The organism is Kitasatospora sp. NPDC051170 (assembly GCF_044455705.1).
Classification (GTDB): Bacteria; Actinomycetota; Actinomycetes; order Streptomycetales; family Streptomycetaceae; genus Kitasatospora.
In genome coordinates this window covers 154,041-167,506 of record NZ_JBITFA010000013.1, presented here as the reverse complement: position 1 = coordinate 167,506, position 13,466 = coordinate 154,041, and the positions used below count along the sequence as shown (strand labels likewise).

At 71.9% G+C, this 13,466-nt stretch carries 17 protein-coding genes; 7 read left to right on the top strand and 10 right to left on the bottom strand.

Going from position 1 to position 13,466, the window contains the following annotated elements:
- Positions 1-77: 77 nt before the first annotated feature.
- Both ACIBCA_RS26155 and ACIBCA_RS26150 read left to right on the top strand, forming a co-directional pair.
- Positions 78-446, top strand: coding sequence for an ATP-binding protein (locus ACIBCA_RS26155; protein WP_396285434.1), 369 nt, complete (start codon positions 78-80; stop codon positions 444-446).
- On the top strand, positions 446-706 hold the full coding sequence (locus tag ACIBCA_RS26150; RefSeq protein ID WP_396285433.1) for a hypothetical protein: 261 nt from the start codon (positions 446-448) through the stop codon (positions 704-706). Before ACIBCA_RS26155 ends, ACIBCA_RS26150 begins: the two co-directional genes overlap by 1 nt.
- A gap of 341 nt (positions 707-1,047) precedes the next feature.
- On the opposite strand, the gene ACIBCA_RS26145 is transcribed toward ACIBCA_RS26150, so the two are convergent.
- The 6 genes from ACIBCA_RS26145 to ACIBCA_RS26120 all read right to left on the bottom strand — a co-directional run bounded on the left by ACIBCA_RS26145 (position 1,048) and on the right by ACIBCA_RS26120 (position 5,640).
- Positions 1,048-2,151, bottom strand: coding sequence for a methyltransferase domain-containing protein (locus ACIBCA_RS26145; protein WP_396285432.1), 1,104 nt, complete (start codon positions 2,149-2,151; stop codon positions 1,048-1,050).
- A 259-nt stretch (positions 2,152-2,410) separates the two neighbouring features.
- Positions 2,411-3,259 (bottom strand): helix-turn-helix domain-containing protein, encoded by an 849-nt coding sequence (locus tag ACIBCA_RS26140; RefSeq protein ID WP_396285431.1) that lies wholly within the window; start codon positions 3,257-3,259, stop codon positions 2,411-2,413.
- A gap of 5 nt (positions 3,260-3,264) precedes the next feature.
- Positions 3,265-3,783 (bottom strand): DUF6879 family protein, encoded by a 519-nt coding sequence (locus tag ACIBCA_RS26135; protein WP_396285430.1) that lies wholly within the window; start codon positions 3,781-3,783, stop codon positions 3,265-3,267.
- Positions 3,764-4,027: a hypothetical protein gene (locus tag ACIBCA_RS26130; protein ID WP_396285429.1), complete on the bottom strand. Its 264-nt coding sequence runs from the start codon at positions 4,025-4,027 to the stop codon at positions 3,764-3,766. The genes ACIBCA_RS26135 and ACIBCA_RS26130 overlap by 20 nt, the downstream gene beginning before the upstream one ends.
- Before the next feature lie 127 nt (positions 4,028-4,154).
- Complete coding sequence (locus ACIBCA_RS26125; protein ID WP_396285428.1) at positions 4,155-4,661, bottom strand: GNAT family N-acetyltransferase; 507 nt, start codon at positions 4,659-4,661, stop codon at positions 4,155-4,157.
- A gap of 298 nt (positions 4,662-4,959) precedes the next feature.
- Positions 4,960-5,640: an alpha/beta fold hydrolase gene (locus ACIBCA_RS26120; RefSeq protein ID WP_396285427.1), complete on the bottom strand. Its 681-nt coding sequence runs from the start codon at positions 5,638-5,640 to the stop codon at positions 4,960-4,962.
- A 104-nt stretch (positions 5,641-5,744) separates the two neighbouring features.
- Between ACIBCA_RS26120 and ACIBCA_RS26115 the strand changes: the two genes are divergently transcribed.
- Together ACIBCA_RS26115 and ACIBCA_RS26110 are read left to right on the top strand one after the other, a co-directional pair.
- Positions 5,745-6,530, top strand: coding sequence for an AraC family transcriptional regulator (locus ACIBCA_RS26115; protein ID WP_396285426.1), 786 nt, complete (start codon positions 5,745-5,747; stop codon positions 6,528-6,530).
- 4 nt (positions 6,531-6,534) lie between these two features.
- Positions 6,535-7,086, top strand: a complete 552-nt coding sequence (locus ACIBCA_RS26110; protein ID WP_396285425.1) for a DUF1707 domain-containing protein — start codon at positions 6,535-6,537, stop codon at positions 7,084-7,086.
- A 227-nt stretch (positions 7,087-7,313) separates the two neighbouring features.
- Here ACIBCA_RS26110 and ACIBCA_RS26105 read toward each other — a convergent pair whose 3' ends face one another.
- The gene (locus ACIBCA_RS26105; RefSeq protein ID WP_396285424.1) at positions 7,314-7,682 is read right to left on the bottom strand and encodes a nuclear transport factor 2 family protein; all 369 of its coding nucleotides are present in this window, start codon (positions 7,680-7,682) and stop codon (positions 7,314-7,316) included.
- Between the two features lie 70 nt (positions 7,683-7,752).
- Between ACIBCA_RS26105 and ACIBCA_RS26100 the strand changes: the two genes are divergently transcribed.
- Positions 7,753-8,634 carry a LysR family transcriptional regulator gene (locus ACIBCA_RS26100; RefSeq protein ID WP_396285423.1) on the top strand — a complete coding sequence of 294 codons (882 nt, stop codon included), beginning with the start codon at positions 7,753-7,755 and terminating at the stop codon, positions 8,632-8,634.
- Here the strand turns inward: ACIBCA_RS26100 and ACIBCA_RS26095 are convergent.
- Together ACIBCA_RS26095 and ACIBCA_RS26090 are read right to left on the bottom strand one after the other, a co-directional pair.
- Positions 8,626-9,888 (bottom strand): RNA polymerase sigma factor, encoded by a 1,263-nt coding sequence (locus ACIBCA_RS26095; RefSeq protein ID WP_396285422.1) that lies wholly within the window; start codon positions 9,886-9,888, stop codon positions 8,626-8,628. The two genes, ACIBCA_RS26100 and ACIBCA_RS26095, sit on opposite strands and share 9 nt — an antisense overlap.
- Positions 9,885-10,256 (bottom strand): YciI family protein, encoded by a 372-nt coding sequence (locus ACIBCA_RS26090; protein WP_396285421.1) that lies wholly within the window; start codon positions 10,254-10,256, stop codon positions 9,885-9,887. Before ACIBCA_RS26090 ends, ACIBCA_RS26095 begins: the two co-directional genes overlap by 4 nt.
- Before the next feature lie 188 nt (positions 10,257-10,444).
- Between ACIBCA_RS26090 and ACIBCA_RS26085 the strand changes: the two genes are divergently transcribed.
- On the top strand, positions 10,445-12,016 hold the full coding sequence (locus ACIBCA_RS26085) for an MFS transporter (protein ID WP_396285420.1): 1,572 nt from the start codon (positions 10,445-10,447) through the stop codon (positions 12,014-12,016).
- A gap of 7 nt (positions 12,017-12,023) precedes the next feature.
- On the opposite strand, the gene ACIBCA_RS26080 is transcribed toward ACIBCA_RS26085, so the two are convergent.
- Positions 12,024-12,611 carry a TIGR03086 family metal-binding protein gene (locus tag ACIBCA_RS26080; RefSeq protein WP_396285419.1) on the bottom strand — a complete coding sequence of 196 codons (588 nt, stop codon included), beginning with the start codon at positions 12,609-12,611 and terminating at the stop codon, positions 12,024-12,026.
- Positions 12,612-12,679: 68 nt separating this feature from the next.
- Here ACIBCA_RS26080 and ACIBCA_RS26075 point away from each other — a divergent pair, with 68 nt between their 5' ends.
- Entirely contained in the window at positions 12,680-13,462 is a 783-nt protein-coding gene (locus ACIBCA_RS26075; RefSeq protein WP_396285418.1) for a DUF6597 domain-containing transcriptional factor, read from the top strand.
- Positions 13,463-13,466: the final 4 nt, after the last annotated feature.

Genomic DNA, 13,466 nt, shown 5'->3' with positions numbered 1-13,466 from the left:
TCTGACATGGCCTGGTTCACGGCGACGCATGTCCGCCGGATCTTCACGTCAGACCACACCACGCCGGGAGTCCTCCCATGCGTCACCTCAACACGCCCTCCCTCACCCTCGGCCGCCAGTCCCTCCAGGACGCGATGGCCCGCCTCGGCTGGCCCCCCTCCGTCATCTTCGACGCCCAACTCGCCCTCGCCGAGCTGCTCGTGAACGCCTGGCGGCACGGCGACACCCCCGCCCCCGTCGTCCAGATCCTCTCCCTCGACCACGGCATCCTCCGCGTCACCGTCTTCGACGAGAGCTCGGTCATCCCCGCACCGACGGCCCCCGACCTCCTCGCCGAGTCCGGCCGGGGCCTCCAGCTCGTCGCCGGCCTCACCAGCCGCTGGGGCGTCGACCCCCAGAAGCGCGGCAAGTCCGTCTGGTTCGAGTGCGAGCGGGAGGCCGCCTGATGACGACCCCCCGACGCCGCTATCCCATGAAGCCCGGCGACCCCCGCCTCCGCGCCTTCACGGACGACCACGTCCGCTCTCTCCTCTCCGAACTCCACGAGCGCGGCAAGAAGTTCGGCCTCGTCTGGCCCTCCGCCACGACCGACCACACCATCGACGGCTGCGTGCTCGTCTGCTTCAACACCGCGCCGCTCTCGACCCTCCTGAACCTCCTCACCCTCCTCCTCGACGCCGACCGCGAGCCCCCGTGCGATTCCTGATCACGGCCGCCTTCGCCGTCCTCCTCGTCCTCGCCTTCTCCACCGTCGCCCTGGGCGTCATCACCGCCCTCCGCGCCACCCCGCCTGACGAGGACTCCTGACCGACAGCCGATGCCATGGCCCGGACGTACCCGGCCGGGCCAGGCATCGTCGGCAAGGTCGCGTAACTGACAACCCCCTTGCGTCAGTTAGCAGATGCGATTCCAGCTCGGCCAAGAGCTGCGGGGCCTCCTCCAGCGCTCCGCCCACCTCGTCCTGAGCCTCTGCTCACCCGCGTGCTTGTGCCGGAACCACTTCGGCCGGCTGCCCGTGGGGGCAGCCGGCCGAAGTGGTGGGTGGAATCAGTGCAGGACGTGTTCGGGATCGTCCAGCCACACCTGCTGCTGGCCGCCGACCGTCACGGTCACCCCGAAACGAGTCAGCTTCGGCTTGCCGTCCTTCTCCCACGCCGTGCGCGCAGCCGTCACCTCGTCCCACAGTCGGCGTGGGCCGGCCTGTTGAACGGCGTCCACACCATCCCAGTCCCGAAAACGCACGGACGTCCAGGAGCCCGCGTTGTCCATGAGCTGGAACCGGTGCGTACCGGAGGGATCGGCCGCCTCCCAACAGTGCAGCGTCCGCACGCCCGGCACCCGCAGGCCGATCGCGAAGGCGGCATGCACGTTCTCCTCGGCCAGCTCGGGATCGATCGGCGACGACCCCCGGTGGTCCGGCGACCGGTCCACCGGGGCCTCAACCGCATGGGGCCGCTGGTCCCGCATCCACATGAACGACACGTCCCCGACGAACCGCCCGTACGACTCCCGCCCCCGCTCGCCCACCTCCAGCCGCAGCAGCCCGGCGTTGGCGTACGGCGTTCCCCACGGGGTCACGATGACACCGCCGGGCCGGGTCTGCTCGATCCAGGGCAGCGGCACCCGCTGCACGGCCGCCGTCGCGTGAATGCGGTCGTACGGACCCCCGGCGGGGTAGCCCAGCAGCCCGTCCCCGACGACCCGGCTGGGCCTCAGTCCGAGCGTGGCCAGTCGCTCCCCGGCAGCGGCTGCGACCGCCGGGTCGACCTCGACCGTCGTCACTGATCCGGCGCCGAGTCGGGTGCACAGCAGGGCACTTGTCCAACCTGTACCGGTGCCGACGTCGAGGACGCTGTGGCCGTCCTCGACGTCGAGATGGCGGAGCATCGAAGCGACCAGGGACGGCATCGACCCCGACGACGTGGCCACGCCCGGCCCACCCACTCGACCGTCGTCGACCTGCGTGACCACCTGCCGGTCGGCGTTGACCTCCACCCACCACTCGGCCGGATTCACGGCCCTGCTGACCAGGCGATAACCGTCGTCATCCACCCAGATCTCGTCGGGCACGAACGCAGAGCGCGGGGCGCGCTCGAACGCGCCCCGCCACCCCTCGCCCAGCGCGCCGGCCGCGGTGAGGTCGGCGAGCAACTGTGCGTATCGGTCCATCAGTTCAAGCTCACTTCTTCTTGGGCGGGTCGGTCACGGGCTTGGTCCACTGCCCGTCCGATTCCTTCGGGGACTGCTGCTTGTCCCCGGATTCGCCGCCCTTGCCGTCGCCGTGCTTGCCCATGTCCAGGACTCCTCTCGGATGGTGGTGCTGTCGCCGTGACGGTCGCGGCGACACTGGTCAACAAGGTAGAGAGGAAGGAAAGTTGACCACTACGCGATTCTGCGGGATTGCACGCTCTCACCCGATCGCGTGAATCGCTGCGGTGATCAGCGCGCGCGCCTTGGCGCCGTGAACCGCCATGCTCGCCAGAGTGGCGAACGCATCGGCATACGTCGCCACCTCGCTGGGCTGTGTCAGCGTGAGGTGCCCGGAGATCAACTCCACGTTCACCTGAGCCGTGTCGAAGATCCAGAACCCCTCCACGGGCATCCGCGTGCGGCCCAACCGGGAAGGAATGATCCCCACACTGACATTCGGCAGCGCGCTCGCGGAGACGATCCGTTCGAGCTGTCCGACCTGAGACTCGGCGCTCCCGAGCCCGTTGTGGAGCACGGACTCCTCCAGCAGGAAAGCGAACTGCCGCTGCCCGTTGCGGAGCACGAGCTGCCGTTCCATGCGAACGGCCACGGCATCGGCGACATCGTCGACCGGCACTCGTCTCAACTGGACCGCGCGCAGGACGTCCTCGGTGTAGCCGCGCGTCTGGAGCAGTCCGGGCACGAGCCACGACGAGTAGGCCCGGAACCGGTGGGTGCGCTCGAACAGGGGAAGAACGGCCTCCTGCGCCCTTCGCAACCCGGCACGCTCCATGCGGCGCCACTCCACCCACATGCCTTCCACGGCCCGCAGGGAGGCGATGACGTCCGCCGTCTCCTCGTCCTTGCCGCACGCGTGACACCACGCACGCAGGTCGTCTGCCGACGGCGAGGTCTTGCCGGTGGCGATCCGCGAGACCTTGGACGGATGCCAGCCGCACGATGCGGCCAACTGCTTTCCGTCCAGCCCGGCGTCCTCGCACATCTCTCGGAGGCGATCTGCGAGGACTTTGCGGGCGGCCTGGACGTGGGACGATCCCGATGCGGGCATGGGGCTCAGGCCGGCTTGTACTCCTCATGCGGTGTGGCCCGCTCCCAGATGGCCTCAAAGGCGGTGGCGACCCGATCCGCCGTGGCCTGGTCCGTCCGCCACTCCCTGTCCACGACTTCGCCCACCCCGGAGAAGTACGTGAACAGCACGGCCGATCCGTCGAAGAGCCACAGGTCCGTTCCGGGCAGCGAGAGGTCGGCCGCCCGCCGCCGGGGCAGCCAGCGGACCAGCTCGCCTGCCGCGACGTTGGCGAACGTGAGGTCGTGCTCGTACCGGATGTAGTCCGTCACCGGTTCCGAGACGATGCGAGCGCGGCGCATGACCACGCCGCGCCCCGTTGTCTCGGCGACGAGGTCGGCCCAAGTACCCCACCAGTCAGGAAGGTTGGCCGGGTCGTTCTCGTACCGGTGACCGGCCCGCCAGCGGGCGAACTCCGGATCGTCCGGCGTGTAGCCGTCGCGCATCTCCAGGTGCACGGCGGAGTGTCGCGCCTTGGCCAGGCCCTCACGTACGGGGTACTTCATCGCTACCGCCCTCCGGTCGCGGAATGTACTCCAGCATCACGGCCGGGAGCCGGATGATGGTCTCATGAGCCGGGACGTCCGTGCTGTGGCCGGGAATTGAGCCGATCTCCTGGCACGCCTTCACCTCGCCCTCCGTGGCTTTGTATGACTGAATCAGCAGATCACCGCTGTCCTCGTCCAGCCAGATCGTCGGTGAGTCGTCGATGGGGGTGTTCGGAATGATCCCCAGGAAACGCAGCTTCACGAACTCTCCCGGTGTCGATCTGATCGCGCTCAGTTACATGACCTTGACCGTGACTGCTGATCGTCGCAAGGGAGCATTGACGCGCAAGGGGGCGTGACCGCAATCGGCGGTCACGCCCCCGCGTTGCTCAGGTGTGGGACTTGGTGGGGGTATCGAAGGAGATCCAGGTGTCCGGCGGCAACTCTGGTCGCCCCGGTACCGGTCGGTGGTCCTCGGTCCACGCCTCGCCGGCGAGCTCAGTGGCAACGCGGCGCCAGAACCGTACGGCGCCCGTGTTGTTGTCCTGGAAGGCGATCTCCCATGCGCCGGGGTGTCGGGCCAGGACTTCCTGGGCGGCCCTCATGCCGATGCCCCTTCGCCGTGCTCCGCGTACGACGAAGAAGCTGTTCAGTACGCGTGCCGGGCCGCTCAACCCGCGGACGAACGCCAGGCCCGCAGGGCGGTCGTCGCAGACGATCAGGTAGGGCGTCCGGTCGTCCTCCGTGAACGCCTGGTGGAGCCACTCGTCGCGGAAGCTCCCGTCCGCATTCGGTAGCAACTCATCGAACTCCGATAGATCGTGGCGATACATCAGCCATAACCGATCCATTGTCGGGCGGTCATCATCCGTCGCAAGGCGAACAACGTCCGGCATGAGACTCCTCCAGTCCAGGGGCATGAAAAAAGCCTCCCTGGCCGGAGGTTCATCCGAGCGAGGAAGGCTTTCAACGTCTCCTCACGAGACTAGCACTCATGGCGCATGCGACGCGGATATCGTCAACTCTTTCGGATCATCAGGAGACCCTCGCACGGCAAGCCCGCAGTACACGGCCGCCCCCGCGTCGGTGCTCCGCCGTCCCATCGCCTACGTCGCCCTGATCCCGCTGCTCTGGTTCCTCGGGTTCGTCGTCACCGGGATCGTGCTCCACTCGTAGCGCCCACCGGAGCCGCCGTCAGACCTCCCCGTCGAGCAGCAGGGCGGCGACGGCCTCCGGGGCCTCCCGCATCGGGTTGTGGCCCGTCGGCAGCTCGTGCACCCGCCATCCGGGGTCCGCTGCGAGCCGGTCGCGGGTCCCCGTGAAGCAGGTGCTGTCCTCCCATCCCGCGCAGTACACGAAGTCCCGGCGCGGGACCTTCTCCACCTCTCCCGTCAGCCGGATCGCCTGGAGGAGCGACGCCACCGGGTGCGGCCGACGGCGGGGATCGCCGTCGCCGCGTTCCGTCGGGAGGACGGCGTAGCCGAGCTTCGCGGCCCGGGCCGTGAACACGCCCCGGAACAGGTCGTTGGTCGCCGTCCAGCACGACTCCCCGTCCCTGGGCACGTACGCGTCCAGGTGCACCAGGCGCGAGATCCGGCCGCCCGCGCGGTCGGCGGCTGCGGTGATCACCATCCCCCCGTAGCTGTGGCCGACCAGCGTCACGTCGTCGAGGCCCTCGCGGTCCAGCAGTTCCAGCACGTCGTTCGCGTGGGTGTCGAGGTCGGCGGTGGCGACCGTCACCGGGTCGTCCTCCGGCCGCAGGCCCGTCAGCGTCAGTGCGTGGACGGTGTGGCCGGCGCGTTCCAGCAGCGGGACCACCGGGTCGTACACCCAGGCGCCGTGCCAGCCACCGGGCACCAGAACGAACGTCGTCATCCCCGTCTCCTCATCTCCCCACCAGCAGCCACGAGTTCGGTGCGGGTGCGGAGATGATTCTCGCCAGCCCCCGTCATGGCTTGCTACCGATAGGCTGCCAACCGATGCCCGTATCCGGCCAATCCCACGTCTTCCCCTCCGGGGGACGCCACCTCTTCTCGTCCGGCGAGACCAGCGCCGAACAGTCGCACCCCCGTGGCCACTTGGTGTACGCCGCGCGCGGCGTCCTCTCCCTGCACAGCACGCACGGCACGTCGATCGTCCCCGCCAACCGCGTCGCCTGGACCCCCGCCGGCGTCACCCACACCCACCGCGCCCACGGCGACACCGACATGCGGATCGTCTTCCTCCCGCCGTCCGTCGCCCGGCTCCTGCCGGACCGCCCGGCCGTCTTCCTCGCCTCCGGCCTCGCCCGCGAGGTGCTGCTCGCCCTCACCGGCCCGCGCAACTACGGCGCCGCCGAAGAGCGTTACAGCAAGGGTGCCCGCTCCCGCCTCCTCCGCGTCCTCGTCGAGGAGTTGCGCGAACCTAACGAGCAGCCCCTCCACCTCCCCGAACCCCGGGACGACCGACTGCGCTCAGTCGCAAGGCAGTTGCACGACTCGCCCGGCGACAACTCCACCCTCGCCGACCTCGGCAGGGCCGTCGGCGCGAGCAGCCGCACCCTCAGCCGCCTGTTCCGCGAGGAGCTCGGCATGAACTTCTACGAGTGGCGCACCCAACTGCGCATCCACCACGCCCTCGTGCTCCTCGCCGAGGGCCACGACGCCACCCACACCGCGCACGCCTGCGGGTGGGCCAACCCCAGCGGCTTCATCGCCGCCTTCACCTACCTCGTCGGCACCACGCCGGGGCGCTACCGTTCATGCGCTGCAAGGGACTTACATTGAACAGGTGACCTCTCTGCCGGATACGCCGGATAACCAGCCGCCACTGTCCCTCCAGTCCGACCGCGACCACGCCGTGCAGCGCGTGCAGGGGGCGTACGCCGACGGTGTGATCTCCCTGGAGGAGATGGACGCCTGCCTCGACCGCGTCCTCATCGCCCGGACCGGCGCCGAGTTGGACGTCGTGCTGGCCGCCCTCCCGGCGGAGGCGGCGCCCAAGGCCTCCACGATCAGCGCCGCGAGCGGTCGCATCAAGCGCGGCGGCGTCTGGCGGGTGCCGCGCTTCCTGACGGTCGCCTCCGCGTTCGGCCGCGTGAACCTGGACCTGTCCCGGGCCGTCATCGAGGACTCGGTGGTCGACATCGAACTCCAGGTCGGCACCGGCCGGGCCAAGATCACCGTCCCGTTCGGCGCCGTGGTCGATCTGGACGGCCTGACCACCGGCTGGAAGGACGTCGACTACCGGCTCCCCCGACGCGCCCAGCCCACCGGCCCGACGATCCGCATCTCCGGCGTCATGGGCTACGGCCGCCTCACCATCCGCCACGCCAGCCGCTGAGCCCCGCCGCCCCCGCACGGCCGGGGCGCCCCGCGCTCAGTACGGACCGCCCCGGCCGATCCCGGCCCCCCTACGAGACCGTACGGCCGGCCCCGCCGCCCGGGCCTCGACGTCACGGACGACCCGCCTCCCCCGCCCGGGGGAGGAGACGTCGGGAAAAGCGAGGGGGCGTGACCGCCGTCGCGGTCACGCCCTCCAGGTCCTCTCGCCGGGTTCCTCCCGGCCCGTCAGCCGAGCTTCTCGAAGCCCGCGAGCAGGCCGCGGGGGTCGAAGGTGACGCGGATGCGGGCGATCCTGCCGTTCTCCACGTGCATCCAGTTGGCGGTCGGGGCCGGGTCGGCGATGGTGGTGCGGAGTTCGAACCAGGTGATGACCTCGTCTCCCTCGGCGACTCGCACCTTCACGTCGATCTTCTCCAGGACCTGGCCGAGGCCGCGCAGGCCGCCGAGGGCCTCCTCGACGCCGCTGACCGTTCCGAGGGCGCCGACGAAGTCGACGTCCTCGGCGAGGATGCCCCGGATGGTGTCGAAGTCTCCTGCCTCCCAGGCGGTGAAGTAGGTCTCGGCCAGCTCGCGTGCGCTCTTCGTCGTCGTCATGCCTCCATTCTTCGGCGTTCTGGATCATTCGTCCAACAGATGAATCACATGCCAGCTATCATCGTCAGATATGGAGATGCACCAGCTGCGCTACTTCGCCGCCGTCGTCGACGAGGGCACGTTCACCGCCGCAGCCGCCCGGCTGCACGTGAGCCAGTCCGGCATCAGCACCCAGGTCGCCAAGCTGGAACACGAGTTGGGCCAGAAACTACTCGACCGCTCCAGCCGCCACGTCCGCCTCACCCCCGTCGGCGAGGCCGTGCTGCCGCTGGCCAAGAGCGCCCTCGCCACGCTCGACGCGATCCAGTACACCGCCGCCGAGTTCGCCGACGCCGTGCGCGGCCGCGTCCGGCTCGGGATGATCATCGGCTGCTCGATCCCGCCGTTCCTGGACGCCGTCGCCGACCTCGGCCGCACCCACCCCGGCATCGAACTGAGCCTGCACGAGGGCCACCCCGACCACCTCCAGGCGCAGGTCCTCGGCGGCGCCCTCGATCTGGCGCTGATCGGCTTCGCGGGGGAGGCCGCCGTCGGCCTGGAGGCCACCGTCGTGGTCGACGAGCCGATCGCCGCCGTCGTCCCCGTCGGGCACGCCCTCGACCGGCCGAGCCTCCGACTCGCCGACCTGCTCGGGGAGAAGATCCTCTGTCTCTGCCCGGGCACCGGCATCCGCGCCGCCTACGAGCGCTCCTGCGCGCAGCTCGGCCTCGGCCCCCGTGTGGACCTGGACGCCAGCTCCCCGTTGGCCCTCCTGCGCCTGGCCGAGCGCGGCGCGGGCGTCGCCGTGCTCAGCGCCGCCTCCGCCCGGGGCTCCGGCCTGCGGGCCGTCCCGCTGACCGATGCCGCCGTCCACGCCCGGCTGGGCCTGGTCGCCCGCCGGGACCAGAGCTCCCCGGCCGTACGGCTGCTGCGCTCCAAGCTCCGTACGGCGCTGGACGGTTCGTCAGTCTGAGGCCGTGCCCGGCCCCGAGCCGGAGCCCCCGGGCCGCACCCGCCCCGCCCGCGCCTCCAGGAAGCGCCGCTCGGCCAGGCTGTCGGTGGCCCGCGCCGCCCGCCGGTAGTGGTCGTACGCCCCCTCGGTGTCGCCCGCCTTCTCCAGCAGGTGCGCCCGGACGGACAGCAGCCGGTGGTGCCCGGCCAGCCGGGGGTCCTCGTCCAGCGGGGCCAGCACCGTCAGCCCCACCCGGGGCCCCTCGACCTCGGCGAGGGCGATCGCCCGGTTGAGGGTCACCATCGGGTTGGGCGCGATGCGCTCCAGGACCAGGTAGAGCGCGTGCACCTGCCGCCAGTCGGTGTCGGCGGCCGTGGGGGCGACGGCATGGGTGGCGGCGATGGCGGCCTGGAGCAGGTACGGGCCGAGGTGCGGCCCCGCCAGCGACGCCTTGACCAGCCCCATCCCCTCCTCGATCATCTCCGCGTCCCACCGCCCCCGGTCCTGCTCGTCCAGCGGTACGAGGCCGCCGTCGGCCGTCGTGCGGGTCTCCCGCCGGGCGTGGGTGAGCAGCATCAGGGCGAGGAGCCCGCCCACCTCCCCGTCCTGCGGCAGCTGGGCGTGGACGGCCCTGGTCAGCCGGATCGCCTCGCGGGCGAGGTCGGGGCGGTGCAGGAGTTCGCCGGAGGAGGCGGTGTAGCCCTCGTTGAAGATCAGGTAGAGCACCTGGAGGACGACCCGCAGCCGCTCCGCCCGCTCGGCGCCCTCCGGCGGGCCGAAGGTGCTGCCGGCGGCCCTGATGCGCTGCTTGGCCCGGCTGATCCGGGCGGCCATCGTCGCCTCCGGCACCAGGAAGGCCCGGGCGATCTCGGCGGTGGTCAGGCCGCCGACCGCCCGCAGGGTCAGGGCCGTCTGGGAGGCGGCGGTGAGCGTCGGGTGGCAGCACAGGAAGAGCAGGAGCAGGGTGTCGTCCCGGTCCGGCACCTCCTCGGGCACCACCTCCGCGGCGGCCGTCGCCGTCTCCCGCTCGCGGCGCGCGAGGTCGCTGCGCAGCCGGTCGACGTACCGGCGGGAGGCGACGGTCACCAGCCAGCCGCGCGGGCTCTCCGGCACGCCCTCGGCGGGCCACTGCACGGTGGCGGCGAGGACGGCCTCCTGCACGGCGTCCTCGCAGTCCTCGAAGCAGCCCTCGACCCGCCCGTGGCGGCGTACCAGCGTGCCGAGGACCTGCGGCGTGAGTTCACGCAGCAGGCCCTCGAAGTCCGGAGCTGTCATGCCTCCAAGTGTCCGTCGGAGAACATCACCTGGCGCACCTCGACACCGAGGCCCTCGATCGCGACGTCCGGGATGTGCGAGGCCAGCTCGATCGCCCGCTCCCGGTTCTCGACGTCGACCAGGTAGAAGCCGCCGAGGAACTCCTTGGCCTCCAGGAACGGCCCGTCGGTGACGGCCTGCCTGCCGTCGCGGACGGTCACCACGGCGGCCTGGGACGGGTCGACGAGGGCCAGGGTGGTGATCAGCTCACCGGACGCCTTGATCTCCTCGATGAACTTGCCGTGGCCGGCGCCGAGCGCCCCCTTCTCCTCCGCCGTCAGCGCGTCCAGCACGGCGGGGTTGATGTGCATGCTGATCACGAACTTCATCTCGCGACTCCTCGTGTCCACCGGCCCCGGTCGGGGCCTTTCACCGGATGGTCGGAGCCGACGACGCCGTCTTGACGTCCTCGGGCGGAAAACTTCCGCGGACCCGTCCGCATCCGATGTCGAGAACCACGGGACCGCTCCGACCAACCCCCGACCCACCCGACGGAGAACGAACACGGAGCCCCGACATGACCCCCGGCACCACCCCCGACGCCACCCCCGGGACGACATCCACCCGGGCACGGCTGGGACTGGCCGTCCTCATGCTGCCGACCCTGATCGTCGCGCTGGACACCACCGCCCTGCTCCTCGCGCTGCCCCGGCTCAGCGCCGACCTGGGCGCGAGCAACGTCCAGCAGCTCTGGATCAGCGACGGCTACGGGTTCATGGTCGCCGGCCTGGTCATCACCATGGGCACGCTCGGCGACCGCCTCGGCCGCCGCCGGCTGCTGCTGACCGGCGCGGGGGCCTTCGCGGCCCTGTCCGTCGTGGCGGCCCTCGCGACCGGCCCGCTGATGCTGATCGCCGTACGGGCCCTGCTCGGCGTCGCTGGCGCCGCCCTGGCCCCGTCCACCCTCGCGCTGATCACCAACCTGTTCCGCGAGGAGCGCGAGCGCGGCCGGGCCATCGCGCTGTGGGCCGCCTGCCAGTTCGCCGGGGGCGCGCTGGGGCCCGTCCTGGCCGGGTTCCTGCTGCAGCACTTCTGGTGGGGCTCGGTCTTCCTGGCCGCCGTCCCGCCGATGGCGGTGGTGCTGCTCGCCGGGCCGTTCCTGCTGCCGGAGTTCCGGGGCGAGCGCTCGGGCCGGCTGGACCTGACCAGCGTGGGGCTGTCGCTGGCGGCGATGCTGCTGATGATCTACGGCGTCAAGCAGCTGGCGGTGGCGGGCACCGAGGGCGTCCGGGCCCTCCCGGCGGCGGCGCTGTTCGTCGGCGCGGCCGTCGGGGCCGTGTTCGTACGGCGCCAACTGCGGCTGGACGTCCCGCTGCTGGACCTGCGGCTGCTGCGCGACCGCCCGTTCCTGGCGGTGCTCGTCTCCCTCGTCCTCGCCGGGGTCGCGATGGCCGGTACGGGCCTGATGGTGACGCAGTACCTGCAGAGCGTCCTCGGCTACTCGCCCGTCGCCTCCGCCCTGCTGTTCGCCCCGATGGGCATCGCCGTCGCGGCGGGGACGATGACGGCCCCGGTGCTCGCCCGGCACCTGCCGCGGACCACGGCGATCGCCGGCGGGCTGGCGGTCTCGGCCCTCGGCGGCCTGCTGCTGGCGGCCGTGGACGGGCAGGGCTCGCTGCCGCTCGCCGTCGCGGGCATCTCCGTGCTCGCCCTGGGCACCGGGCCGCTGTTCGCCCTGGGCACCGGGCTGGTCATGGGTTCGGTGGCGCCGGAGCGGGCCGGCTCGGTGGCGTCGATGTCGGAGACCGGCAACTACCTCGGCGGCTCGCTCGGGTTCGCGCTGCTCGGTGTGCTGGCCGCCGTGGTCTACCGCGACCGCACCGGCGGCACCTCCGACTCGCTGGCCGGCGCCGTCGCCGAGGCCGGGCACCTGCCCGCGGACCAGGGCGCGGAACTGCTGCGCACCGCCCGGGCGGCGTTCACCGCGAGCCTGCACGTCACCGGCGTCGTGGCGGCGGCGCTCTTCGCCGCTCTGGCCGTCCTGGTCCTCGTCCTGCGCCCGGGGACGGCCTCGGGGACGGCCTCGGGGGCCAAGGCCGAAGCCCAGGCCCCCGAAGCGCAGGCCCCCGAGGCCGTGCCGATGGCCTGACGCGGCCCTAGTTCTTCCAGTGCGGGTCGCGCCCGGAGGCCGCCAGGGCGCGATCCCACGCGGAGGCGTCGTCCGGCAGCGCCACGACCTCGGCGAAGCCCTGGAACTGCCGGTACATCTCGGCGTTCTCCTCGGTGATCTCCCGCACCAGCTCGGCGAGTTCCCCGTCCACCCCGACCGTGGCGCCGGTCGCCCGGGCCACGTCCCAGGCGTGCAGCACCAGTTCCAGGAGCAGCATCCGGGCGATCCCGAGCGCCGGGAACGGGGACCCGCCGAGGTCGACCTCGCCCTCCCACGCCGCCGGCGCCTCCCAGGCCGCGACGGCCCGCTCCAGCTGCGCCGCGTACGCCGTGCGCCAGTCGGCGTCGGCGGTGAAGTCGCGGGCGATCAGCTCCGCGGGCAGTTCGGTGCGCCGGGCCCGGTGCTCCAGGCCGTGGGAGGTGTACAGGACCCAGTGGTTGATCAGCGTGCGGGTGTCGAACTCCGTGCAGGGGGTCGGCGCGTCCAGCGGACGGTCGGCCGGGACGGCGGCGGCGACCTCGGCCGCGACGGCGGCGGCGCGCGCCAGGAACGGGTGCAGCGGGTGAACGGTCATGCCCCGATCCTGCGCCGCGCCGCGCGGCCCGGTCTTGAAGAAACGCGACATTGCCTACGCTGGCCGCCATGGAATCCCCCCGCCTCGGCCGCGGAGTCCTCCACCCCGCCCGCGCCGCGGAGCTGATCACCGTGGACCGGCCGGCGCCGCACCCCGAGGTGGCGCGGTTCGTCGAGTACTACTGGGTGGTGCGCTGGAACCTCGACGGCCACGACCCGTACGCGCAGAAGGTGCTCTGCCACCCCAACGTCCACCTGGTCTTCGAGGCGCCGCGCGCCCAGGTGTACGGGGTGCAGCGCTCGCTCTTCGCCCGCCGCCTGGAGGGCGCCGGGCACGTGTTCGGCGTGCGCTTCCACCCCGGCGCCTTCCGCCCCTTCGCCGGGCACGCGGTCGGTGACCTCACCGACCGCACCGTCCCCGCCGCCGACCACTTCGGGCCCGAGGCCGACCGGCTCAACGAGGAGCTGGCCGCCGAGCCGGACGCGTCCCTCGTCGACGCCTTCCTGCGCCCCCGGCTGCCCGCGCCCGACCCGGTGGCCGAGGAGGTCGCCGCGATGGTCGAGCGGATCACCGCCTCGCCCGACCTGTACCGGGTGGACGACCTGGCGGGGGAGTTCGGCCTGCCCGTGCGCCGCCTCCAGCGGCTGTTCGCCGAGTACGTCGGCGCCTCCCCGAAGTGGGTGCTGCGCCGCGCCCGGCTGCACGAGGCGTCCGAACGGGCCGCCGCCGTGGGCGAGTTGGACCTGGCGGCGCTCGCCGCCGAGCTCGGGTACTCGGACCAGGCCCATCTGACCAGGGATTTCACCGCCGCCGTGGGCGTCTCCCCGGCGCGCTACGCGGGCGCTTCCTGAGCCC

What these genes read in the sequence shown, in the direction of transcription:
- ACIBCA_RS26155 (WP_396285434.1), top strand. Translation starts at nt 78, where the DNA reads ATGCGTCACCTCAACACGCCCTCCCTCACCCTCGGCCGCCAGTCCCTC.
- ACIBCA_RS26150 (WP_396285433.1), top strand. Translation starts at nt 446, where the DNA reads ATGACGACCCCCCGACGCCGCTATCCCATGAAGCCCGGCGACCCCCGC.
- ACIBCA_RS26140 (WP_396285431.1), bottom strand. Translation starts at nt 3,259, where the DNA reads ATGCCCGCATCGGGATCGTCCCACGTCCAGGCCGCCCGCAAAGTCCTC.
- ACIBCA_RS26135 (WP_396285430.1), bottom strand. Translation starts at nt 3,783, where the DNA reads ATGAAGTACCCCGTACGTGAGGGCCTGGCCAAGGCGCGACACTCCGCC.
- ACIBCA_RS26125 (WP_396285428.1), bottom strand. Translation starts at nt 4,661, where the DNA reads ATGCCGGACGTTGTTCGCCTTGCGACGGATGATGACCGCCCGACAATG.
- ACIBCA_RS26120 (WP_396285427.1), bottom strand. Translation starts at nt 5,640, where the DNA reads ATGACGACGTTCGTTCTGGTGCCCGGTGGCTGGCACGGCGCCTGGGTG.
- ACIBCA_RS26115 (WP_396285426.1), top strand. Translation starts at nt 5,745, where the DNA reads ATGCCCGTATCCGGCCAATCCCACGTCTTCCCCTCCGGGGGACGCCAC.
- ACIBCA_RS26105 (WP_396285424.1), bottom strand. Translation starts at nt 7,682, where the DNA reads ATGACGACGACGAAGAGCGCACGCGAGCTGGCCGAGACCTACTTCACC.
- ACIBCA_RS26100 (WP_396285423.1), top strand. Translation starts at nt 7,753, where the DNA reads ATGGAGATGCACCAGCTGCGCTACTTCGCCGCCGTCGTCGACGAGGGC.
- ACIBCA_RS26095 (WP_396285422.1), bottom strand. Translation starts at nt 9,888, where the DNA reads ATGACAGCTCCGGACTTCGAGGGCCTGCTGCGTGAACTCACGCCGCAG.
- ACIBCA_RS26090 (WP_396285421.1), bottom strand. Translation starts at nt 10,256, where the DNA reads ATGAAGTTCGTGATCAGCATGCACATCAACCCCGCCGTGCTGGACGCG.
- ACIBCA_RS26085 (WP_396285420.1), top strand. Translation starts at nt 10,445, where the DNA reads ATGACCCCCGGCACCACCCCCGACGCCACCCCCGGGACGACATCCACC.
- ACIBCA_RS26080 (WP_396285419.1), bottom strand. Translation starts at nt 12,611, where the DNA reads ATGACCGTTCACCCGCTGCACCCGTTCCTGGCGCGCGCCGCCGCCGTC.
- ACIBCA_RS26075 (WP_396285418.1), top strand. Translation starts at nt 12,680, where the DNA reads ATGGAATCCCCCCGCCTCGGCCGCGGAGTCCTCCACCCCGCCCGCGCC.